Here is an 18,586-nt window from a genome sequence, read left to right as displayed (position 1 = left end):
CGCGGACGCCTGTCAGCGGCGGGAGTTGCCGAAGAGGATCCGGTAGGCGATGAGCAGCACGAGGGAGCCGGCGATGGCGGCGCCCCAGGTGGTGAGGTCGAAGAACTCGGTCTGGATCGGCTTGTCGAGGAACTTCGCCGAGAGCCAGCCGCCGATGAAGGAGCCTGCGACACCGATGAGGGTGGTGACGATCAGGCCACCGGGGTCCCGGCCGGGCAGCAGGAACTTGGCTATGCCTCCGGCCAGCAGTCCCAGGACGATCCAGCTGACGATACCCATGCCCAGTCACTCCGTTTCGGTGGTTCGGTGTTCTCCGAGGAGGACGCGGCGCGGGCCGATACGGTTCTCAGGCGGTGGCACCGGCCATGGCGGCGGGCGGCGTTCGGGTCAGCAGGAGCACCCCGCGGGTCGCGGCGAGTGCTCCGGCCACCGCCAGCAGCACGCCCAGCGCGCCGCCCTGGAGGCGTTCGCCGAGCAGGAGCATGCCGATGGCGGCCGCCGCGAGGGGGTTGGACAGGTTCACCACGGCGAGCGGGGCACCGAGGCCGCCCCGGTAGGCCCGCTGCGACAGCAGCATCCCGCCGACCGCGAACACCACGACGAGCAGGGCCACCGAGACGACCCGGACGCTGAGCAGGTCCCCGCCGCGGCCGCCCGCCACGGCCACGGTCTGGGTCAGGGCGGAGGCCGCCGCCGAGGCGAGCCCGGACGCGGTCGCGTGCCGGAGCCCGGAGCGGGGGTCCTTGCGGGCGGTCAGCAGCAGGATCACGGCGGCCGTCGCCCCCGAGACGGCGAAGGCCTCGGCGAGGGAGAGGGTGTCGTCGGGGGCCGGCCCCGAGGCCGGGAGCAGCAGCAGGCCGAGCCCGGTGACGGTGGCCAGGGTGCCCCGCCATTCGGTGGCGGCGACGCGGCGCCCGGCCCCGTGCGCGCCCAGCGGGACGGCGGCCACGAGGGTGAGCGCGCCGAGCGGCTGGACCAGGGTGAGCGGACCGTACCGCAGGGCGGCGGCGTGCAGGAGCGCGGCGGCGGCGTTCAGTCCGGCCGACCACCACCAGGCGCCGTTGCCGATCAGGGCACGGAAGCTGCGCGCGACGGCGGCCCTGGCGAGCCGCTCCTGGGCGACGGCCGCGGCGGCGTACGTGACGGCCGAGGCGAGGCAGAGCAGGACGGCGAGGACGGTGGCGTTCACCGCGGTGCTCCTGCGGAGGCTCGGGCGACGGTGGCGGTGGCGATGGAGGCGGAGGCGGAGGTGTCCGAAGCGGCGTCCCGCGCCGAGACCGGAGCCAAGGCCGGAGCCGGGGCCGCCTGGGGCGGCGCGGTGCGTCGGGGCCGCGGGGCGACGGCTTCGGCCCCGGTCCGGGGCGGGCCCTGCGTCGGGCGCGGGACCAGGAGGAGCGCCGCGCCGAGGAGCACGGCGGCGACGATCGAGTCGAGCCAGTAGTGGTTGGCCGTGCCGACCACCACGAGCAGGGTCGCCAGCGGGTGCAGCAGCCACAGCGCACGCCACCGCGAGGTGGTGGCGGCGATCATGCCGAGCGCGAGCATCAGCGCCCAGCCGAAGTGCAGGGAGGGCATCGCGGCGAACTGGTTGGCCATCGTGTCGGCGGCCGGCTCGGCTCCGTAGACGGAGGGCCCGTACACCCGGCCGGTGTCGACGAGGTGGGCCGCTCCGAGCATCCGCGGAGGCGCCAGCGGAAAGGCGAGGTGCAGGACGAGGGCGGCTCCGGTGAGCACGGCGAGGACCCGGCGGGCCCACAGGTAGTGGCCGGGGCGGCGCACGTAGAGCCAGATCAGGAAGAGCGCGGTCGCGGGGAAGTGGACCACCGCGTAGTAGGTGTTGGCCGTGTGCACCAGGGCGTCGCCGTGCAGCAGCAGCCGCTGTACCGCGCCCTCGCCGGGCAGGTGCAGGGCCCGCTCGGCGTCCCAGGTCCACCCCGCGTTGCGGAAGGCCTCGTCGGTGCGGCCGGTCGAGAGGGTCCGGCCCGCCTTGTAGACGGCGAACAGTCCCGCGACGAGCAGCACCTCGCGTATGAGCCGGCGCCGCGCCGCCCCCGGTTGGCCGGGCTCCTCGGATATCCCGGTGGTCTGGGCGTTCATCCGCCGGTCTCGCTTCCTGTTCGCACTCGCATCGGTCCCGCGTCCCTCTGGGTTCGGCCTGCTTCCGACCGACATCGACACGCCAGTGTATCGATACATTCGCGTATCGATACGACGGTGTACCGATACGCTCGCGTTCCCGTAGACTTTCACCAGAACCTGTCACCCATGCGCCCCGAGGAGAGCCGCATCCATGACGTCGACGCAGCCGACCCCCGCGCGCCGCTCCAAGATCACCCCGGAGCGGGAGCAGGAGTTCTTCGACGCCGTCCTGGACCAGTTGCGCGAGCACGGGTACGAGGCCCTCACCATGGAGGGCGTGGCCGCGCGCGCCAGCTGCGGCAAGTCCACGCTCTACCGGCAGTGGAAGACCAAGCCGCGGCTGGTCGCCGCCGCCCTGCGGGCGAACCGGCAGGGCACGCTCGCCGCGGTGGACACCGGGTCGCTGGCCGGCGATCTGCGCGAGGCCGCTCGGATCGCGGCGTGCACCTCGGGCCGGGACACCCGGCTGACGCAGGCCCTCGGGCACGCGGTGCTCAGCGACGAGGAGCTCCAGTCCGCGCTGCGCGAGGCGCTGGTCGAGCCGGAGCTGGCTGCCTTCGACGCGATGGTGGGGCGGGCGGTGGCGCGGGGTGAGATCACCGCGGACCACCCGGCGGTGGAGTTCCTGCCCGCGCAGCTGATGGGCGTGCTCCGGATCCGCCACGTGCTGGAGGGCCGGTACGCCGACGCCGACTACCTGGTCCGGTTCGTCGACGCGGTCATGCTCCCCTCCCTGGGTCTGACGCCGGCCGGCGGTCGGACCCCCTGAAACCGGCGGGCCGCCGTCCCGATGACCTGACGGCGACCCGCCCGCGCTGCCTCGTGGGGACGGTGGCAGCGCGCCACCCGGGCCGGGCGACGGTCACTCACTCGTGGAGTGGCCGCCGCCCGGGCCGTGTGGGCGGCCCCGGTGGCACGACCGTCCGGTCGCGCGGGGTGTCAGCGCACGGAGCCCATCTCGCGCGCGTACTCCTCCGGGTCGGCGTCGAAGCCGCGCACCCGTGCGTCGAGGGACCAGGCGCCCGAGGCGTCCCGCAGGAACTCGGCGACCGTGGCCGCCGTGGCGGTCGGCACGTCCCCGAAGTCCCCCTGTGCGAGGTCCGTGTGGCCCTCCCGGATCCGGAAGCCCGTACCGCCGATGTCGGCGAAGGTCTTCGGGTCGCCGCCGGCGCCCGCGAGGGCGTTCTGTATGACCACGCCGACGACGACCCGTCGCACGTCCTCGCCCATCCGGTCGAGTTCGATCGTCATCACCTCGTCGAAGCCGAAGCCCTGGCCGGTGTGGCTGTCCCGGTTCAGGGTGATCGTGCCGTCGGGCGAGCGCCTTCCGAAGTGGACCAGCTGGACGGGCTCCCGGTGGAGGTCCGCCGTCCCGTAGACGGCGGCGATGACGTCCAGGTCGTTCGCGGGCGTGCCGGCCGGGCTGGGATCCCACTTCAGGGCGACCTCCACCTTGGCCAGGCCCTTGCGTACACCGGTCACCGAACTCCCCCTCCGTTCAACGGGTATGGCCCGGCCATGATCCCACGCACGTGCCGGGCGGGCCCGAACGACCGTATGATCCCGGCCAGTCGGACCCGCGCACCGTCGCCCGCCCCGTCCGGTCTACCAGTCGCCGTCCCGTACGGGCCTGCCCGGCCGCGGGGCGTTGCCCAGCGGCTTGACCTGGCCCGGGGTCGGCTCCGCCCAGGGGTCGTGGTCGTCGCCGAGCCACTCCCCCACCGGCTTGACCCGTTCCAGGGCCTCCGCCGGGGGGAGGTCGGCGGCGGATTCGTCGTAGTGGTCGAACCAGGGCAGGCCGGCCCTGGTGTAGGCGGCCCGGTCGATCGGCGAGGGCGGGGCGTCCTCGCCGGTGATGCGCCGCCACGCGGGCGGGGGCACCAGGTGGACGAAGACCCGCCCGGCCGGCTCCTCGGCCCAGTCGGACAGCGGCCGGTCGTCCCGGTAGACCTCCTGGCGCATGGAGCCACCCACCCCGAGCCCCATCGCCGGAGCCGCGGGCGGCCGGGCGGCGCCTCCCGGGCGCGCGGAGCCGAGGGCACCGCCGGGCATCATGGGCGCGGGCATCTGCGGGGACATCTGCGGGGGCATCGACGCGGCCGCCGGGCCGCCGAAGCCCCCGGGGGGCTGCGGAGCCCCGTACCCGGCGCCGCCGCCCGGCCTCCCCGTCCGCGGCGCCCGGGCCGCCTGCGACCCACGCCACTGCGCGAGCGCCGTCGGCCCCAGCGCGAACGCCTGGAGCTGCACGCCGCCGGTGGTCTCCTCACCGGTGACCTGGCCCTCGACGGTGGCGCCGAGCCCGAGCGGTACGGCCACGAACTGGCGTACCGTGCCGTTCCCGGAGTTGATCCCGTCCAGCCACGGCTGCCGGGGCAGCGTGACGTAGTTCTGCGGGTCACGCGCGAGCCGCCCCGTCCAGCGGTCGCCCGAGACGGCGCAGACCTTGCCGACCCCGACCTGGAGGGCCGCCGGTTCACGGGTGCCGCCGAAGCGCAGCCACATCGCCTCGCGCAGGTACACGGGCAACATCACGCCGCCCTTCGCGAGCCACTCGGGCGGCACGGTGTCCGGATGGTCCTCCACGCGGCGCAGCGGGAACTCCCCCAGCCCCGGCGGCAGCGCGTGCGTACCGGATTCGGGAAGCCGCAGGGTCCGAATGAAGTGGATCCGCACCCCTTCTCCTAGTATCAGAGCATTTCCGTGCACCCTCACCGAACCGGTTCCCATGCCGCCCCTTTTCCCGTCCGGGCGCCGATCGGCCACAGGATCGACGGTAGGTCCGGATCGTTATCCTCAAGTTTTGCTCAGATGTAGTGACGCTGAGCCCGTCACCTTCCTAGCTTCCTGTTACACGCGTCTTTCTCGTACGCGTGTCTCGACGTCCCCCACGTCTCCGCGGTTCCACGCGACCGGCGATCCCGGCGCACCGCCGTGTCCAAAGAAAGAGTGCAAGATGAAGGTTCCCCAGGCCTGCGCGGTCGCCACAGTGATCGCCCTCACCCTCACCACCGCCGGGTGCGGTGGCGACGACGAGGCCAAGGGGAAGCTCGCGGTCGGCATCAAGTTCGACCAGCCGGGCATCGGGATGCGGGAGCCCGACGGCACCTTCACCGGTTTCGACGTGGACGTCGCCCGCTACATCGCCAAGGAGCTCGGGTACAAGGCCGACCAGATCGAGTTCAAGCAGGTGTACAGCAACGACCGCGAGCTGTTCCTGCAGTACAACGAGGTGCAGCTGATCGCCGCGAGCTACTCGATCAACGACAAGCGCAAGGAGAAGGTCGACTTCGCCGGCCCGTACTTCGTCGCCCACCAGGACCTGCTGACCCGCGCCGACGACACGAGCGTCAACAAGCCCGAGGACCTCAACACCCCCGCCAAGCAGCTCTGCTCCGTCACCGGCTCCACCTCGGCGGAGAACCTCAGGAGCAGGCTCGCGCCGAAGGCGAGCATCCTCGAGCTCGCCGGCTACTCGGAGTGCGTCGTCGCCCTTCAGAACCACACGGCCGACGCGATGACCACGGACAATTCCATCCTGGCCGGCTACGCGGCCCGGAAGGGCAACGAGGGCAAGTTCAAGCTCCTGGGCCAGAGCCTGAGCGTCGAGAACTACGGCATCGGCGTCAAGAAGGGCAACAAGGAGCTCGTGGCCAAGGTCAACGCCGCGCTCAAGAAGATGGTCGAGGACGGCTCCTGGGCGGCGGCGGTGAAGAAGAACTTCGGCGCCGACTACAAGGCCGACCAGGCCCCGGCGATCACAGCGGGCAGCTGACGATCGTCGAGGCGGTGGCCGGATCCGCCCAGTCGGCGTCGAAGCGGGCGTTGACCACGTAGAGCCGGTCGCCGTACACGGCCGCCGTGGTGGGTTCGTCGAAGCGCGGGTCGGTGATCCGCTTCACGAACCGGGCCCGGCGGCCGTCGCCGCTCAGCGTGAAGACGTCCACGGCGTAGGCCCAGTTCCGTACGACGTACAGGGTGCGGCCGTGGACCACGAGCCCGTCGCCGTTGCCCACCGAGCCCCCGTCGAGGACGGTCCGGGTCGCGGTTCCGGTGCGCGGGTCGACGCGGAAGAGGGCCTCGGCGGTGTCGTGCACCAACAGCAGGGCCTGGCCGTCGGGGGTGCGCTCGATGCCGTTGGCGCCCCAGTACTGGCCGCCGGGCGGGACCGGGACCCACTCCCCGCCCAGGCGCAGCGGGCGCGGCGCGGCGTCGGCGCCCGTGAGCGAGCGGCCGGCGGGCAGGAAGTACACGACGTCGGCGAAGGAGTCGGTGAACCAGGCCCCGCCGCATCCGACGACGACGTCGTTGATGAAGGCCGTGCCGGTGGCGGCCTGGTGGGTGGCCAGCACCCGGCCGTCGCCGGAGTGGATCACCCGGATCTGCCCGCTGTCGCCACCGGCGACGAGGAGCCTGCCGTACGTGTCGAGCTTGAGGCCGACCGACATCGGCCCCTGGCCCGGGGTGATGATCCGGCCGGTGCCGGTGGCGAGGTCGGCGCGGTAGATCGAGCCGTCGATCAGCGATCCGGTGTACGCCACTCCCCGTCCCGAGACGGCGATGCCCTCGGGCTGGAATCCGGGCGGGGTGGCGACGGAGTCGGGTCGGGAGGCGGTGGGCGAGGGCTCGTCGGCCGTCGTACGGGCCTGGGCGAGCGGGGCGAGCGGCCCGGCGAGCGCGACGCTGCCGAGGGCCGCGGCCGCCCCGATGAAGCTGCGCCTGCCCAAGGGTCGTCCAGTCACGGTGGTGTCCTTTCAACTGCCTTGAAATCAGCATCGATTGACCCACCCACCTCAGCACACCCGCCCTGTCCCGTCAGCGTGCCCGCCCGGACACTTCACAAGGGAATGGGGAGCCTCCCGTTCACCGCCGGCCCGGGGACCGCGACCCCCGGGCCGGGGCGGGCAGGGCGGGGTCGGGGAGAGCGCGGCTCAGGCCACCGGGGCCTTGCCGCGCAGCACCGTGAGGAACTCCCTCATCCAGCGCGAGTGGTCGGGCCAGGCGCGGGCGGAGACCAGGGTGCCGTCGACCACCGTCTCGGAGTCCTCGAACTCCGCCCCGGCCGACTTCATGTCCGGCTCCAGCGCCGGGTACGCGGTGACCCGGCGTCCGGACAGGCCCCCGGCCGCGGCCGTGATCAGGGGGCCGTGGCAGATCTGGGCGATCGGCTTGTCGGCGTCGGCGAAGGCCGCCAGGATCCGCCGCACCTCGGGGTCGTTGCGCAGGTACTCCGGCGCCCGACCACCGGGCACGACCAGGGCCGCGTACTCCTGTGGCACCACGTCGGCGAAGGCCACGTCGGCCGGCCAGGTGTAGCCGGGCTTCTCGGTGTAGGTGTCGAAGCCCTCCTCGAAGTCGTGGACCACGAAGCGCAGCTTCTTGACCGCCGGCGCCGCGATGTGGACCTCGTAGCCCTCCTCGCGGAGCCGCTGGTACGGATACAGGACCTCCAGCGATTCGGCCGCGTCGCCGGTCACGATGAGGATCTTCACTGCCATGGGCTGCTCCCGGTAGGTGTGCACGGTACGGGGGTGCGCGATCGGCCCGGCCCCGCCGGGCCACCGCTACCCTGCCCGCGCCGCGGCGGCCGCACACCCACGAAGATCCGCGTGCCGGACACATGGCCTTTACCTGCCGGGCACATGACAATGTGAGCCTCGCTCTGCCACCTGACACCCCGCCAACACCCAGGGCGGGGACGGTGTTTGTGGAGAGGACCCCCACGTCATGAGATTATCCCGCCTGACCCCTTGGGCCTGCGGCCTCGCCGTGACCGCCCTGATCGCGATACCGGCGGCCGCCTCCGCCGGCCAGGACCGCAACGAGGCCCCCGCGGCCGCGAGGCCCGCCGTCTCCGTGGACGCGTACTACGCCGCCGCCGAGGGCAAGTCCGGGGCCGCGCTCAAGACCGCCCTGCACGACATCATCAAGGTGCAGTCGAAGGTGAGCTACGACGGCGTGTGGAACGCGCTGAAGGTCACCGACCAGGACCCGGCGAACCCGAACAACGTCATCCTGGTCTACTCCGGCCGCTCCCAGTCGAAGTCCACCAACGGCGGCGGCGTCAACGACTGGAACCGCGAGCACGTCTGGGCCAAGAGCCACGGGGACTTCGGCACCGCCACCGGCCCGGGCACCGACCTGCACCACCTGCGCCCCGAGGACGTCACCGTCAACAGCACCCGCGGCAACAAGGACTTCGACCTGGGCGGCAGCCCGGTCGCCGAGGCCCCGGGCAGCTTCACCGACGGCGACTCCTTCGAGCCCCGCGACGCCGTCAAGGGCGACGTCGCGCGGATGCTCCTCTACATGGCCGTGCGCTACGACGGCGGCGACGGCTTCGCCGACCTGGAGATGAACGACAGGGTCAACAACGGCACGGCTCCGCTGTTCGGCCGGATCAGCGTGCTGAAGCAGTGGAACCGGATGGACCCGCCGGACGCCTTCGAGCAGCGCCGCAACCAGGTCATCTACGACACGTACCAGCACAACCGGAACCCGTTCATCGACCACCCGGAGTGGGTCGACTCGATCTGGTAGCCGCCCCGGTGGGCTCGGCGGCTACTTGACATAGATCTCGTCGAGGGTGTCGATGACCCCCGCCGCGTCCAGGTGGTAGCGGAAGGGCAGGCCCTTGTCCGGGTGGGTGTCCAGCCAGGAGGTCAGCTCGCTGGTGGAGATGGGCTTGCCCATCACCTCGGAGGGGAGGATCGGCGCCGTCGCGGTGATCTTGGCCTTCTCCGAGATCGGGATGTACGTCCACGCGCCCGACGGTTCGAAGCGCCCGGGGCAGCCGTACGTACCGTGCTGGACGATCAGGCTGATCATGCCGCCCTCCGGCGTGTAGCGGTGCACGGCGATCGTGTCGGGCGCAACCGGCATCCTGTGGTCCGGGCCGCAGACCGGCCCGGAGGGCGGGGCCGGGGCGGGGGGATTCTTCCCCGCCGGGGTGGCGGTCGCCGAGGTCTTGGGCGCCGCGCCGGTCTTCGAGGGGGCGGGCGCGGAGGCCGTGGCGGCGGGCGCGGAGGCCGTGGCGGTCGGCACGGCCGGTGCGGCCGCGGTGGGCCCGGCGCCCGACGCGGCCGGGTCGTCGCCGTTCTGACAGGCGGTGAGCGCCAGCATGCCGCACACCGCGAGGGCGGCCATGGCCGCCTGCCCCCGTACCGCTCTCATGGTCTTCTCCCTCTCCCGGGTTCCGGCGTCGCCGCACCGTAGCCCCCGGGATCCGGCCGGGGCGACGGCCGGATCCGGTTCGTCACCGGGTGGGGATCCGGTTGTTGCGGAGTACGGACCTCCGCCCCGCTCGGAGGACGCCCGTGACCGCCGAGCGGCCGGGCTCAGGAGCCCAGGCGGTCGGCGAGGGCCTTGAAACCGGTCCAGGGCTGCGTCGGCGTGCGGGCGTCCCACACCTTCTGGGAGAGCGCGGCCAGCGGCAGCCGGATCCCCGCCGCGACCTGGGCCGGGGTCTGGGCGCCGGACAGATCGCACCAGACGGCGAGCCGCGCGCCCAGGATCTGCGGCGCGTACGAGGCCGGGACGGCGGTGGTCCCGCGCAGTACGAGCGGGGTCCACTGCTCGTAGATGCGGCGGCCGGTGGGGTACGTGAACTGGTTCGGCTCGCCCAGCACGTAGTACAGGTACTCGTCGTTGAGGTTCACGACCTTGCGGCCCTCGCGCAGGTACTCCAGCGGTGGGCGGGCGCCGATCTCCTTGCCCGTCCAGTACTCGACCTGGAGGTCCTTGGCCGCGGTGGTCACCCCGCCGGTGAAGAAGCCGTCGTTCCACGCCTTCAGCGCCTTGCCCGAGGGGCGGACGACGGCCGCCCGATCGTTCAGCCAGCCCGTCGCCAGGTCCTGTACGCGGGCGTTCGCCCCGTACCGCTGCCGTGCGGCGGCGGCCAGTTGGGGGAAGGAGGCCCGCGGGTCGCGGTAGACGAGCGCCTGGTACTCGTCGGCTCCCAGGTGCCAGGCCCCGCCGGGGAACAGCGGCAGGTACTCGCGGAGCAGTTCGTCGACGAGCTTGGCCGCGGCCGGGTCGGATATGTCCACCGCGCCCTTGACCGCCCTGCCCTGTACGTCGTGGAGTTGCAGGCCGGGGTGGGCGCGTATCACCGCGCCCAGGTGTCCGGGCGAGTCGATCTCCGGGACGACGGTGATGTGCAGCCGTGCGGCGAGCGCGTTGATGTCGCGCACCTGGGCCTTGGTGAGGTGCGGGGTGGACACGATCTCGGGGTGGCTGGTGGATTCGATCCGGAAGGCCTGGTCGTCGGAGAAGTGCAGGCCGAGCTGGTTGAGCTTGAGGTCGGCCATCTCCCGCAGCCTGTCCTTGATCCAGTCCGGGGTGAAGTACTTGCGCGCGATGTCGAGGTTGAGGCCGCGCTGGGGCTTGGCGGGCGCGTCGCGGACGGTGCCCTCGGGGGCCAAGCCGGCTGCCTTGACCGCCTGCTTGAGGGTGCGGGTGCCGTAGAACACCCCGGCCTGGTCGGGGCCGGTGACGTGGACCCGACCGTCCTTGACGGTGAGGGTGTACGACTCCGGCGACCCCGATGTCGCGTCGCCGAGGGACAGTTCCACGTCTCCGGTGTTCGGTGCCGCGGACTCCGCGTAGCCGATGCCCAGTTCACCGGCGAGCAGTCTGCCCTCGTCGGAGAGGGCCGCCTTGTCCTCCGGCGGGACGACCACCCGCGAGCCGGGGGCGGGCTTCCAGCCGGGGCCCCGGGCGGGCACGTGCTCCCGTACGGCCGGGATGGTCTGCGGGGCCGTGGAGAGCGGGTAGGTGCGGGTCGGCGTCGGCGAGGGAGTGGGGGCGGCCTCGGGGGCGGGCTCGGTGCCGCCGTCGGCCGGTGTGCCGGTGCCGGACCCCTGGGTCGGGGTGGCGGGGGCGGCCGGGGCACGGGCGTTGTCGGAGGCGGCCGTACAGCCCGGGACGGCAAGGGTGACCAGCGCGGCGGCGGTCGCCGTCGCGATGGCGTGGATCCTCTTGTGCCGTATTCGATTCCGCATCATGCTCCCGTGTCTCCCGTACCAACGTGGCACGGGGGACACGGGCGCGCGACCGGTGGGGCTCAGCGGCGCGCCGCGACGCGGACGGGTTCGGGGCTCCCGGAGGCCACGATCCGGCCGGGCCGGACCGCCGTACGACGCTCCAGGGCTCCGGAGACCAGGGCGAGCACGAGGGCGGAGGCGGCCAGGGCGGCGCCGACCCAGTTCGGCGCGGTCCAGCCGAGGCCCGCGGCGATGACCAGGCCGCCGAGCCAGGCGGCGAGGGCGTTGCCGAGGTTGAAGGCGCCGATGTTGACTGCGGAGGCCAGGGTGGGGGCCCCGGCGGCCTGGTCGAGGACCCGCTTCTGGAGCGGCGGAACGGTCGCGAAGCCGAGGGCGCCGATGAGGACGACGGTGACGGCGGCGCCCGCCTTGCTGTGCGCGGTGAGCGTGAACAGGGCCAGTACGACGGCCAGCGCGCCCAGGGTCACGTACAGCATCGGCATGAGCGCCCGGTCGGCGAACCGGCCGCCGACGAGGTTGCCGGCGACCATGCCGAGCCCGAAGAGGACGAGCAGCCAGGTGACGGACGTGTCGGCGAAACCGGCGACCGAGGTCATCATCGGGGTGATGTAGGTGATCGCCGCGAAGACCCCGCCGAAGCCGAGGACGGTCATGGCCATCGCGAGGAGCACCTGGACGTTGCGGAACGCGGCCAGCTCGTGGCGGATCCGCACGCCCTGCGGCCGCGGCAGCTCGGGCACCAGCCGGGCGATGCCGAGCAGGCCGAGGACGCCGAGGGAGGCGACGATCAGGAAGGTGAGGCGCCAGCCGGCGGTCTGTCCGACGAGGGTGCCGAGCGGGACGCCGACGACGTTGGCCACGGTCAGGCCGGTGAACATCATCGCGATGGCGCCGGCCTTCTTCTCGGGGGCGACGAGCGATGCGGCGACGACCGCGCCGATGCCGAAGAAGGCTCCGTGCGCGAGGGAGGCGACGACCCGGCCGGCGAGCATGACGCCGAAGACGGGGGCGAGCGCCGAGAGCACGTTGCCCGCGATGAACAGGCCCATGAGCAGCATCAGCATGCGCTTGCGGGGCACGCGGGTGCCGAGGACGGTCATCAGGGGGGCGCCGAGGACGACGCCGAGGGCGTAGCCGGTGACCAGGAAGCCCGCGGTGGGGATGGAGACGCCGTAGTCGGCGGCGACCTCGGGCAGCAGGCCCATGATCACGAATTCGGTGGTGCCGATCCCGAAGGCCCCGATGGCGAGGGCGAGGAGGGCGAGTGGCATGAGGGGTGCCCCTTCAGGGGAGATTGCTTTCGCGGCTTACGTGCGTCCACATTAATTGCAGACGCGGGATAATTGCAAGCGCGGGCTATTGCGGTCCTCGCCTATCCTGGGGGCATGACGGCCACCGACAGCGCACAGACCGACCTCGCCCAGGGCTGGTGCGCCCTCTCCCTCCTGCACGGGCGGATCGAGTCGCACCTCGAGCGGGCGCTCCAGGCGGGGCACGGGCTCAGCGTGCGCGAGTACTCCCTGCTGGACGTGTTGAGCCGGCAGCACTCCGGGCCGGGCGGACACCTGCAGATGAAGCAGGTCGCCGACGCGGTGGTGCTCAGCCAGAGCGCGACGACCCGTCTGGTGACCCGGCTGGAGGACCGCGGACTGCTGGCCCGCTACATCTGCGACACCGACCGTCGGGGCATCTACACCGACGTGAGCGAGTCGGGCCTGGCCCTGCTGACCGAGGCCCGGCCCACGAACGACGCCGCGCTCCAGGAGGCCCTTGACCAGGCCGCGCTGAAGCCCGAGCTGGCGCCGCTGGTGGCGGCCGTGCGGGGCACGGAAGGGGCTTAGCGCCTGCCGGGGGCGACCCGCCACAGGGCGAAGGCACCGGTGCCGAGGACCAGCCCGTTGAGGACGGTCGGCCAGAGGGCCCACGCGCCCAGGACGAGGTCGGTCGCGACGAACAGCAGGATGTTCGCGCCCACGAACGCCGGCCAGGCCCAGCCGGCGTGCGGCCGCGGCCGCACCACCGCGTTCACCAGGGCCGCCACCAGCGCGACCACGAGGATGGGCAGCCCCCGCGCGGGGGTGAACCAGTGCCCGACGCGGCTCCACGGGAGCAGGAAGGCCCCCGCCCACACCAGTGCGAAGCAGACCCCGCCGCGCAGCGCCAGAGCCCGGCCGGCATGCCTCCACGAGTCGGGCCGCCCGTCCGGCGGGGCGGGCGTCGACGCGGCGTGGGCCCGCGGCTCCGGTACCCGCGGATACGCCGACCGCGCCGCCGCGACACGGGTCGCCGCGGGACGGGGTGGGGGCCCGTCCCCGCGCGCGACGCCTTCCAGCGCGGCCAGGGCCTGTTCGGAAGTGGCCCGCAGCGCCGGGTCCTTCGTCAACAGCGCCGCCAGTACGTCCGCCAGCGGCCCGGCCCGCTCCGCCGTACGCGGTTCCTGCGTGACGATGGCGACGCACAGCGCCGTGAACGTCTCCGCGGAGAACGGGGCGGCGCCCTCTACCGCGCCGTAGAGGGTGGCGCCCAGCGCCCACAGGTCCGTGGCGGGCGTCGGCGGCTTGCCCTCCAGCTGCTCGGGGGCCATGTAGGCGGGCGTGCCGATGATCGTTCCGCTGTGGGTGAGGGCCGTGGTCGCGTCCGACACGTGCGCGACGCCGAAGTCCGTGATGATCACGCGATCGTCCATGAGCAGCACGTTGTCGGGCTTCAGGTCGCGGTGCACGATGCCGGCGGCGTGGGCCACCCCGAGCGCCTTGAGCAGCTGTACGCCGATCTCCGCGACCCGCCGCGCCGGCAGCGGTCCGTCCTGCGCCACGGCGGCGGCGAGGGAGGAGCCCGTCACGAACTCCATGACGATGGCGGGCGCACCCTCGTGCACGACCACGTCGTGCACGGTGATGATCCCCGGGTGGTTGAGCCGGGCTGCGGCCCTGGCCTCGCGCATGACCCGCTGGAGCAGGACCTCGCGCTGTGCCTCGCCCACGCCCTGAGGGAGCGTCACCTCCTTGACCGCGACCTCCCGGCCGAGCGTCTCGTCGCGCCCCCGCCACACCCGGCCCATGCCGCCCCGGCCCACCGGTTCGATGAGTTGGTACCGGCCCCCGACCAACGCCCCGCTCGTCTCTGCCACGTGGGACACCTTAGGCGGTGTCCCCGACGGTCAGGACGGGCTCGGCGAGCGGGGCACCGACGGCGAGACCGACGACCCGCCCGGGGTCGGGAAACCCGAGGGCGTGACGGAGCGACTCACCGATGCCCCCGGGGTGAGCGGCGAACTCGGCGACGGGGAAGACGACTTCGGCGCCCTCGTCCCCCCGGGCGACGGCGTCGCCGTACCGGGGGACGACAACGAGGGCGACGGCGAGGGCGACGGCGTGGGTGAGCCGAGCTCGGGGGGCGCCGCCGGCGGAGCCGGACGGACCGGCGCGTCCTGCGGGGCGAGGACGAGGTACCCGGCCAGCCCGGCGGCCGCCGCCCCCAGCCCGGCCAGGGCGAAGACGAGACGGCGCCGCAGCCGTGGCACGGCCGTGTGCGGTCCGGGCGGATCGGCGGGCCGCAGCGTGCGTACCGTGACCTCGGCGGCGCGTGCGTCGAGGGCCTGCCGCAGCCGCCGCTCGACGGGGCGTTCGCCGTCGTGCGTCGTGGGCGTCATATCCGTCCCTCCAGAATCCGCTCCAGCGCGTCCAGACCGCGGCTCGCGTTCGACTTCACCGCTCCCCGGCTGATCCCGAGGGTGGTGGCGATCTCCGCCTCGCTGAGCTCGGCCCAGTAGCGCAGCACCAGGACCTGGCGCCGGCGCGGGCTCAACCGGCCCAGCGCGGCCAGCACTTCGCGGTGCGCCTCGTCGAGCACGACGGACGCCTCGGCGGACGGCACCTCCGCGGCGGCGGGCGGCGTCCAGGCCCGCGCGGTGCGCCTGCGGCGCAGCACGGAGCGCGAGGTGTTGACCACGGCGGTGCGCAGGTAGCCGAGCGCGTTGTCGACCTCGGCGATGTGCTCGCCGTGGCGGCGGTACAGGGCGGTGAAGGCGTCCTGGACCACGTCCTCGGCGGTGGCGAGGTCGTCCACGAGCAGTACGGCCAGGCGCACCATCCGCAGCCGGTGCGCGTGGTAGAGCGCGGACACGGTGGGCGGCTGCCCGGAGTCGCCGTGGCCGGTGAAGTCGTAGGTGTACGCGTGCCCGTACGCGGGCGTGGTCACCGGCGGGGCGGAGCGTTCGCGGCGCAGCAACGCCCACAGGCCCCGCCACGCCCGATCGAGAACGGGCGTGGCGGGGCCGGCGGTCGGTACGAGGTGAAGCACGGGTTTCCTCAGCCGTTGGTGCGGCGCCGGACGGCGTACAGGGTTCCGGCTCCGGCGGCGAGGAGGACGGCGGCCCCGGCACCCAGGGCGGTGGTGGTCGCGGAGGAGCCAGTATGCGCGAGCTCGGCGTCACCGGAGGCGGCGGGTGAGGGGGAGGCGCCGGAGGCCGTGCCGGGGGCGGCGCTGGGGGCGGAGGACACGGATGCCGAGGGCGCGGCGCTCGGCGAGGCGCTCGGCGAGGCGCTGCCCGGGACGCTGACCGAGGGGCTCGGCTTCGCCGTGGGCGTCTTCGGAGCGGGGCTCGGCGAGGCGCTGGAGGCGGGCGCGGGCGACGGCGAGGCGGAGGCCCCCGTGGCGAAGGCCGGTCCGGCGAGGGCGACGACCGCCCCGGCGGCGGCAACGGTGACGGCCGCCCGGCGGACGGTTCGGGGGACGCGCTTCAGGTTCTTCACGGTGGTTCTCCACGGTCGGGTCGAGGGCGCGGGACCGCACCCTTCATCCCCGCACGACGCGCGACCCCGCCGGAGGTTGCTTCTTTTCCGGAAGATCTTCCGAACCGATCTTCCGACCGGTCCGCGAGAGCCCGCCCAGGGCCGTGCCCAGCGTGGCGACGCCCTCCTCGATCTCGCTCACGGAGCCGGCCGCGTAGCCGAGGATCAGGCCCGGCGCGCCCGGTCGCATCCGGTGCCAGGACAGCGGATGGGCCTTGACCCCGAGGGCCAGGGCCGCCGAGGCGAGGTCGGTGTCCTCGAAGCGGGCGCCGTCGAAGGTGACCATGAGGTGCAGACCGGCGGCCGCTCCGTGCACCCGGGCGTCCGGCAGTCGCTCGGCGAGGGCCCTGAGCATCGTGTCCCGGCGGCGGCGGTGGCGGCGCCGCACGAAGCGCAGGTGCCGTTCCAGCTCGCCCGATTCCATCAGCCGGGCCAGGACGAGTTGGGCGAGGACCGGGTTGCCGAGGTCGGCGTACCTCTTCGCCTCGATCACGCGGTCGCGCAGCCTCGGCGGGACGAGCAGCCAGCCGAGACGCAGCGCGGGGGCGAGCAGTTTGGAGACGCTCCCGGCGTAGCAGACGCCCTCGGGGAGCAGGGCGCGCAACGCGGGGACGGGGGCGCGGTCGTAGCGGTGCTCGGCGTCGTAGTCGTCCTCGATGACCAGTCCGCCGGCGGCCGCCCAGCCGAGCAGTTCCCGGCGGCGTTCGCCGTCGAGGACGACCCCCGTCGGGAACTGGTGCGCCGGGGTCATCAGTACGGCGCCCGCCCCGCACTCGCGCAACGCGGCCACGTCCAGCCCGGCCCCGTCCACGGGCACCGGCACGGTCTCGATCCGCCCGTACTCCAACTGCTGCCGTGCCCCGAGGGAGCCGGGGTCCTCCACCGCGACGCGCCGTACGCCGTCCTCACGGAGGACCTGCGCGAGGAGCCCGAGGGCCTGGGCCACGCCGCCGACGATCACCACCTCCTCCGGATCGGCCCGGATGCCCCGGTTGCGGGACAACCAGCCGGCGACGGCCTCGCGCAGCGCCGGCGCGCCCTGCGGATTGCCGTAGCCGAAGTCCGCGGGGGTGAGTGCGGCGAGCACCCGGCGCTCGGCCTGCAGCCAGGCGGTGCGGGGGAAGGCGGTCAGGTCGGGGACCCCGGGCGAGAGGTCGATCCGGCAGGGCACGGCACGCAGGGCGTCGACCAGCCCGCCGCGTTCCGGGGCGGCGGTCGGGGCGGCCACCGGGGGCGGGGCGGCGACCACCACGGTGCCTCCGCGCCCGCGGCCGTCGACCTGGCCGGTTTCCGCGAGCCGCTGGTACGCCTCGGTGACCAGCCCCCGCGAGACCCGGAGTTCGGCGGCGAGCACACGGCTGGCGGGGAGCCTGCTGCCGACCGGGAGGGTGCCGTCGGCGATGGCGGCGCGGAGCCGACCGGCGAGCCAGTCGGTGCGCCCGCCGGTCGGTGCCTCGCCGATGTCGAGCTGCAGGAAGTCCGACCCCGCCGACGCGCCCGCCGCCACTTTGGACCCCTGGTTTCCACCCTCTTTGGACCTGCTCACGGGTCCATTGTGGACCCAGGCTGGTCCGTATGACCAAGAACTCCACCTTCCGGGACCTGGCCCCCGGTGTCACCGGCATGGCGCTGGTCGGCAGCAGCGTCACCGTCTCCCACTCCCTCGTCGACGCCCCTCTGTTCACCGTCCAGGCCGCCCGGTACGCGGGCGCGGCCCTGCTCCTCCTCGCGCTGGCCAGGGCGACCGGGGTGCCGGTCCGGCGGCCGCGCGGCCGGGAGTGGCTGTGGCTGGCCGGGATCGCGGTCACGGGTCTGGTGCTGTTCAACGTGGCGGTGGTGCGCGGCGTCGCTCACGCCGAACCGGCCGTGATCGCCGTCGCGGTGGCCTCCGTGCCGATCCTGCTGGGGCTGCTCGGCCCGTTCCTGGAGGGGCGGCGGCCCAGCCGGCAGGTGCTGCTCGCGGCTCCCGTGGTCGTGGCGGGGGCCGTACTGGTCGAGGGGACGGGCCGGACGGACGCCGCCGGGGTGGCATGGGCGGCACTGGCCCTGGGCTGCGAGGCCGGGTTCACCCTGCTGGCGGTTCCCGTACTGCGGCGGCACGGCCCGTGGGGAGTCTCGGTGCACGCCGTGTGGATGGGCGCGGTGATGTTCGCGGGACTCGCGGTGGTGTTCGAGCACCCCGCGGACCTGGGCGCGGTGACCGGGACGCAGTGGGCGGTCTCGGGGTACCTGGCCCTGATGGTCACCGCGGTGGCCTTCGTCCTCTGGTACCGGACGGTCGCCGCGGTGGGCCCTGGGCGGGCCGGGCTGCTGACCGGGATCGCGCCGGTCGCGGCGGCGGGGGCGGGCGTGTGCGCGGGCGGGGGCGTACCGGACCCGGCGGTGTGGCTGGGCCTGGGCGTGGTGATCGCCGGCCTGACGGTCGGCCTGCGGCCGGCCCGCACGATGCCGTCCCGGGCGGGCGCGCCCCTCCGTCAGGCAGCCCGGCAGGGCCCTGCCTGACGCACACGGGGGCGCGGCACGCCGAACGCCGTTGCTCGGCGGGGCGGCCCCACTCGGCACTCCCGCGCCGGCGGGGTCGGGTGTGCGGTGGGGCGCCCCCGCAGGGCGTCGAACGAAACCCGCTCCGCTTGCCGGTGCCGCATGGGGTTC

At 73.8% G+C, this 18,586-nt stretch carries 20 protein-coding genes; 5 read left to right on the top strand and 15 right to left on the bottom strand.

Features of this window, described 5'->3' with window-relative positions; translation table 11 throughout:
* Positions 1-12: 12 nt before the first annotated feature.
* The 3 genes from ACFYZL_RS33570 to ACFYZL_RS33560 all read right to left on the bottom strand — a co-directional run bounded on the left by ACFYZL_RS33570 (position 13) and on the right by ACFYZL_RS33560 (position 2,097).
* Positions 13-279 carry a GlsB/YeaQ/YmgE family stress response membrane protein gene (locus tag ACFYZL_RS33570; protein ID WP_384581544.1) on the bottom strand — a complete coding sequence of 89 codons (267 nt, stop codon included), beginning with the start codon at positions 277-279 and terminating at the stop codon, positions 13-15.
* A 67-nt stretch (positions 280-346) separates the two neighbouring features.
* Positions 347-1,189, bottom strand: a complete 843-nt coding sequence (locus ACFYZL_RS33565) for a hypothetical protein (protein WP_384752504.1) — start codon at positions 1,187-1,189, stop codon at positions 347-349.
* Complete coding sequence (locus tag ACFYZL_RS33560) at positions 1,186-2,097, bottom strand: phosphatase PAP2 family protein (protein ID WP_388684248.1); 912 nt, start codon at positions 2,095-2,097, stop codon at positions 1,186-1,188. Before ACFYZL_RS33560 ends, ACFYZL_RS33565 begins: the two co-directional genes overlap by 4 nt.
* A 193-nt stretch (positions 2,098-2,290) precedes the next feature.
* Between ACFYZL_RS33560 and ACFYZL_RS33555 the strand changes: the two genes are divergently transcribed.
* Positions 2,291-2,908 carry a TetR/AcrR family transcriptional regulator gene (locus tag ACFYZL_RS33555; RefSeq protein ID WP_384752509.1) on the top strand — a complete coding sequence of 206 codons (618 nt, stop codon included), beginning with the start codon at positions 2,291-2,293 and terminating at the stop codon, positions 2,906-2,908.
* 170 nt (positions 2,909-3,078) lie between these two features.
* Here ACFYZL_RS33555 and ACFYZL_RS33550 read toward each other — a convergent pair whose 3' ends face one another.
* Both ACFYZL_RS33550 and ACFYZL_RS33545 read right to left on the bottom strand, forming a co-directional pair.
* On the bottom strand, positions 3,079-3,621 hold the full coding sequence (locus ACFYZL_RS33550; protein ID WP_384752511.1) for a TerD family protein: 543 nt from the start codon (positions 3,619-3,621) through the stop codon (positions 3,079-3,081).
* A 123-nt stretch (positions 3,622-3,744) separates the two neighbouring features.
* Positions 3,745-4,866, bottom strand: coding sequence for a hypothetical protein (locus ACFYZL_RS33545; protein ID WP_388684244.1), 1,122 nt, complete (start codon positions 4,864-4,866; stop codon positions 3,745-3,747).
* A 226-nt stretch (positions 4,867-5,092) separates the two neighbouring features.
* Here ACFYZL_RS33545 and ACFYZL_RS33540 point away from each other — a divergent pair, with 226 nt between their 5' ends.
* Positions 5,093-5,911 carry a glutamate ABC transporter substrate-binding protein gene (locus ACFYZL_RS33540; RefSeq protein WP_384752516.1) on the top strand — a complete coding sequence of 273 codons (819 nt, stop codon included), beginning with the start codon at positions 5,093-5,095 and terminating at the stop codon, positions 5,909-5,911.
* Here ACFYZL_RS33540 and ACFYZL_RS33535 read toward each other — a convergent pair.
* Positions 5,895-6,878 carry an SMP-30/gluconolactonase/LRE family protein gene (locus ACFYZL_RS33535; protein WP_384752519.1) on the bottom strand — a complete coding sequence of 328 codons (984 nt, stop codon included), beginning with the start codon at positions 6,876-6,878 and terminating at the stop codon, positions 5,895-5,897. The two genes, ACFYZL_RS33540 and ACFYZL_RS33535, sit on opposite strands and share 17 nt — an antisense overlap.
* A 189-nt stretch (positions 6,879-7,067) precedes the next feature.
* Positions 7,068-7,634 (bottom strand): DJ-1/PfpI family protein, encoded by a 567-nt coding sequence (locus ACFYZL_RS33530; RefSeq protein WP_384752522.1) that lies wholly within the window; start codon positions 7,632-7,634, stop codon positions 7,068-7,070.
* A gap of 229 nt (positions 7,635-7,863) precedes the next feature.
* Between ACFYZL_RS33530 and ACFYZL_RS33525 the strand changes: the two genes are divergently transcribed.
* Positions 7,864-8,676, top strand: a complete 813-nt coding sequence (locus tag ACFYZL_RS33525; RefSeq protein ID WP_384752525.1) for an endonuclease I family protein — start codon at positions 7,864-7,866, stop codon at positions 8,674-8,676.
* A gap of 21 nt (positions 8,677-8,697) precedes the next feature.
* On the opposite strand, the gene ACFYZL_RS33520 is transcribed toward ACFYZL_RS33525, so the two are convergent.
* The 3 genes from ACFYZL_RS33520 to ACFYZL_RS33510 form a co-directional block, all read right to left on the bottom strand.
* Entirely contained in the window at positions 8,698-9,309 is a 612-nt protein-coding gene (locus ACFYZL_RS33520; protein WP_384752527.1) for a hypothetical protein, read from the bottom strand.
* Positions 9,310-9,473: 164 nt separating this feature from the next.
* Positions 9,474-11,138, bottom strand: a complete 1,665-nt coding sequence (locus tag ACFYZL_RS33515) for a family 20 glycosylhydrolase (protein WP_388684346.1) — start codon at positions 11,136-11,138, stop codon at positions 9,474-9,476.
* 62 nt (positions 11,139-11,200) lie between these two features.
* Positions 11,201-12,412 (bottom strand): MFS transporter, encoded by a 1,212-nt coding sequence (locus ACFYZL_RS33510; RefSeq protein ID WP_388684239.1) that lies wholly within the window; start codon positions 12,410-12,412, stop codon positions 11,201-11,203.
* A gap of 114 nt (positions 12,413-12,526) precedes the next feature.
* Between ACFYZL_RS33510 and ACFYZL_RS33505 the strand changes: the two genes are divergently transcribed.
* A complete protein-coding gene (locus ACFYZL_RS33505) occupies positions 12,527-12,982 on the top strand; it encodes a MarR family winged helix-turn-helix transcriptional regulator (protein WP_384752533.1) in 456 nt (151 codons plus the stop codon).
* On the opposite strand, the gene ACFYZL_RS33500 is transcribed toward ACFYZL_RS33505, so the two are convergent.
* From ACFYZL_RS33500 to ACFYZL_RS33480, 5 genes are read right to left on the bottom strand one after another with little or no spacing between them, the layout of a single operon-like run.
* A complete protein-coding gene (locus ACFYZL_RS33500) occupies positions 12,979-14,271 on the bottom strand; it encodes a protein kinase (RefSeq protein ID WP_388684236.1) in 1,293 nt (430 codons plus the stop codon). The two genes, ACFYZL_RS33505 and ACFYZL_RS33500, sit on opposite strands and share 4 nt — an antisense overlap.
* A 30-nt stretch (positions 14,272-14,301) precedes the next feature.
* Positions 14,302-14,793, bottom strand: a complete 492-nt coding sequence (locus ACFYZL_RS33495) for a hypothetical protein (protein WP_384758656.1) — start codon at positions 14,791-14,793, stop codon at positions 14,302-14,304.
* A complete protein-coding gene (locus ACFYZL_RS33490; protein WP_384758653.1) occupies positions 14,790-15,443 on the bottom strand; it encodes an RNA polymerase sigma factor in 654 nt (217 codons plus the stop codon). Before ACFYZL_RS33490 ends, ACFYZL_RS33495 begins: the two co-directional genes overlap by 4 nt.
* Positions 15,444-15,451: 8 nt before the next feature.
* Positions 15,452-15,895, bottom strand: coding sequence for an LAETG motif-containing sortase-dependent surface protein (locus ACFYZL_RS33485; protein ID WP_384758650.1), 444 nt, complete (start codon positions 15,893-15,895; stop codon positions 15,452-15,454).
* 43 nt (positions 15,896-15,938) lie between these two features.
* Positions 15,939-17,480 (bottom strand): PLP-dependent aminotransferase family protein, encoded by a 1,542-nt coding sequence (locus ACFYZL_RS33480; RefSeq protein WP_388684232.1) that lies wholly within the window; start codon positions 17,478-17,480, stop codon positions 15,939-15,941.
* Between the two features lie 29 nt (positions 17,481-17,509).
* Between ACFYZL_RS33480 and ACFYZL_RS33475 the strand changes: the two genes are divergently transcribed.
* Positions 17,510-18,436, top strand: coding sequence for an EamA family transporter (locus tag ACFYZL_RS33475; RefSeq protein ID WP_388684229.1), 927 nt, complete (start codon positions 17,510-17,512; stop codon positions 18,434-18,436).
* Positions 18,437-18,586: the final 150 nt, after the last annotated feature.

This window comes from Streptomyces sp. NPDC001717 (genome assembly GCF_042892775.1).
In the GTDB taxonomy this organism is placed as follows: Bacteria; Actinomycetota; Actinomycetes; order Streptomycetales; family Streptomycetaceae; genus Streptomyces.
The sequence above is the reverse complement of the archived record's forward strand: the minus strand, read 5'-3'. Positions and strand labels throughout refer to the sequence as shown.

Bases quoted from the DNA above. Each gene is read 5' to 3' on its own strand.
- ACFYZL_RS33570 (WP_384581544.1), bottom strand. From the start codon at position 279: ATGGGTATCGTCAGCTGGATCGTCCTGGGACTGCTGGCCGGAGGCATA.
- ACFYZL_RS33520 (WP_384752527.1), bottom strand. From the start codon at position 9,309: ATGAGAGCGGTACGGGGGCAGGCGGCCATGGCCGCCCTCGCGGTGTGC.
- ACFYZL_RS33555 (WP_384752509.1), top strand. From the start codon at position 2,291: ATGACGTCGACGCAGCCGACCCCCGCGCGCCGCTCCAAGATCACCCCG.
- ACFYZL_RS33475 (WP_388684229.1), top strand. From the start codon at position 17,510: ATGACCAAGAACTCCACCTTCCGGGACCTGGCCCCCGGTGTCACCGGC.
- ACFYZL_RS33515 (WP_388684346.1), bottom strand. From the start codon at position 11,138: ATGCGGAATCGAATACGGCACAAGAGGATCCACGCCATCGCGACGGCG.
- ACFYZL_RS33530 (WP_384752522.1), bottom strand. From the start codon at position 7,634: ATGGCAGTGAAGATCCTCATCGTGACCGGCGACGCGGCCGAATCGCTG.
- ACFYZL_RS33495 (WP_384758656.1), bottom strand. From the start codon at position 14,793: ATGACGCCCACGACGCACGACGGCGAACGCCCCGTCGAGCGGCGGCTG.
- ACFYZL_RS33525 (WP_384752525.1), top strand. From the start codon at position 7,864: ATGAGATTATCCCGCCTGACCCCTTGGGCCTGCGGCCTCGCCGTGACC.
- ACFYZL_RS33505 (WP_384752533.1), top strand. From the start codon at position 12,527: ATGACGGCCACCGACAGCGCACAGACCGACCTCGCCCAGGGCTGGTGC.
- ACFYZL_RS33510 (WP_388684239.1), bottom strand. From the start codon at position 12,412: ATGCCACTCGCCCTCCTCGCCCTCGCCATCGGGGCCTTCGGGATCGGC.
- ACFYZL_RS33560 (WP_388684248.1), bottom strand. From the start codon at position 2,097: ATGAACGCCCAGACCACCGGGATATCCGAGGAGCCCGGCCAACCGGGG.
- ACFYZL_RS33540 (WP_384752516.1), top strand. From the start codon at position 5,093: ATGAAGGTTCCCCAGGCCTGCGCGGTCGCCACAGTGATCGCCCTCACC.
- ACFYZL_RS33545 (WP_388684244.1), bottom strand. From the start codon at position 4,866: ATGGGAACCGGTTCGGTGAGGGTGCACGGAAATGCTCTGATACTAGGA.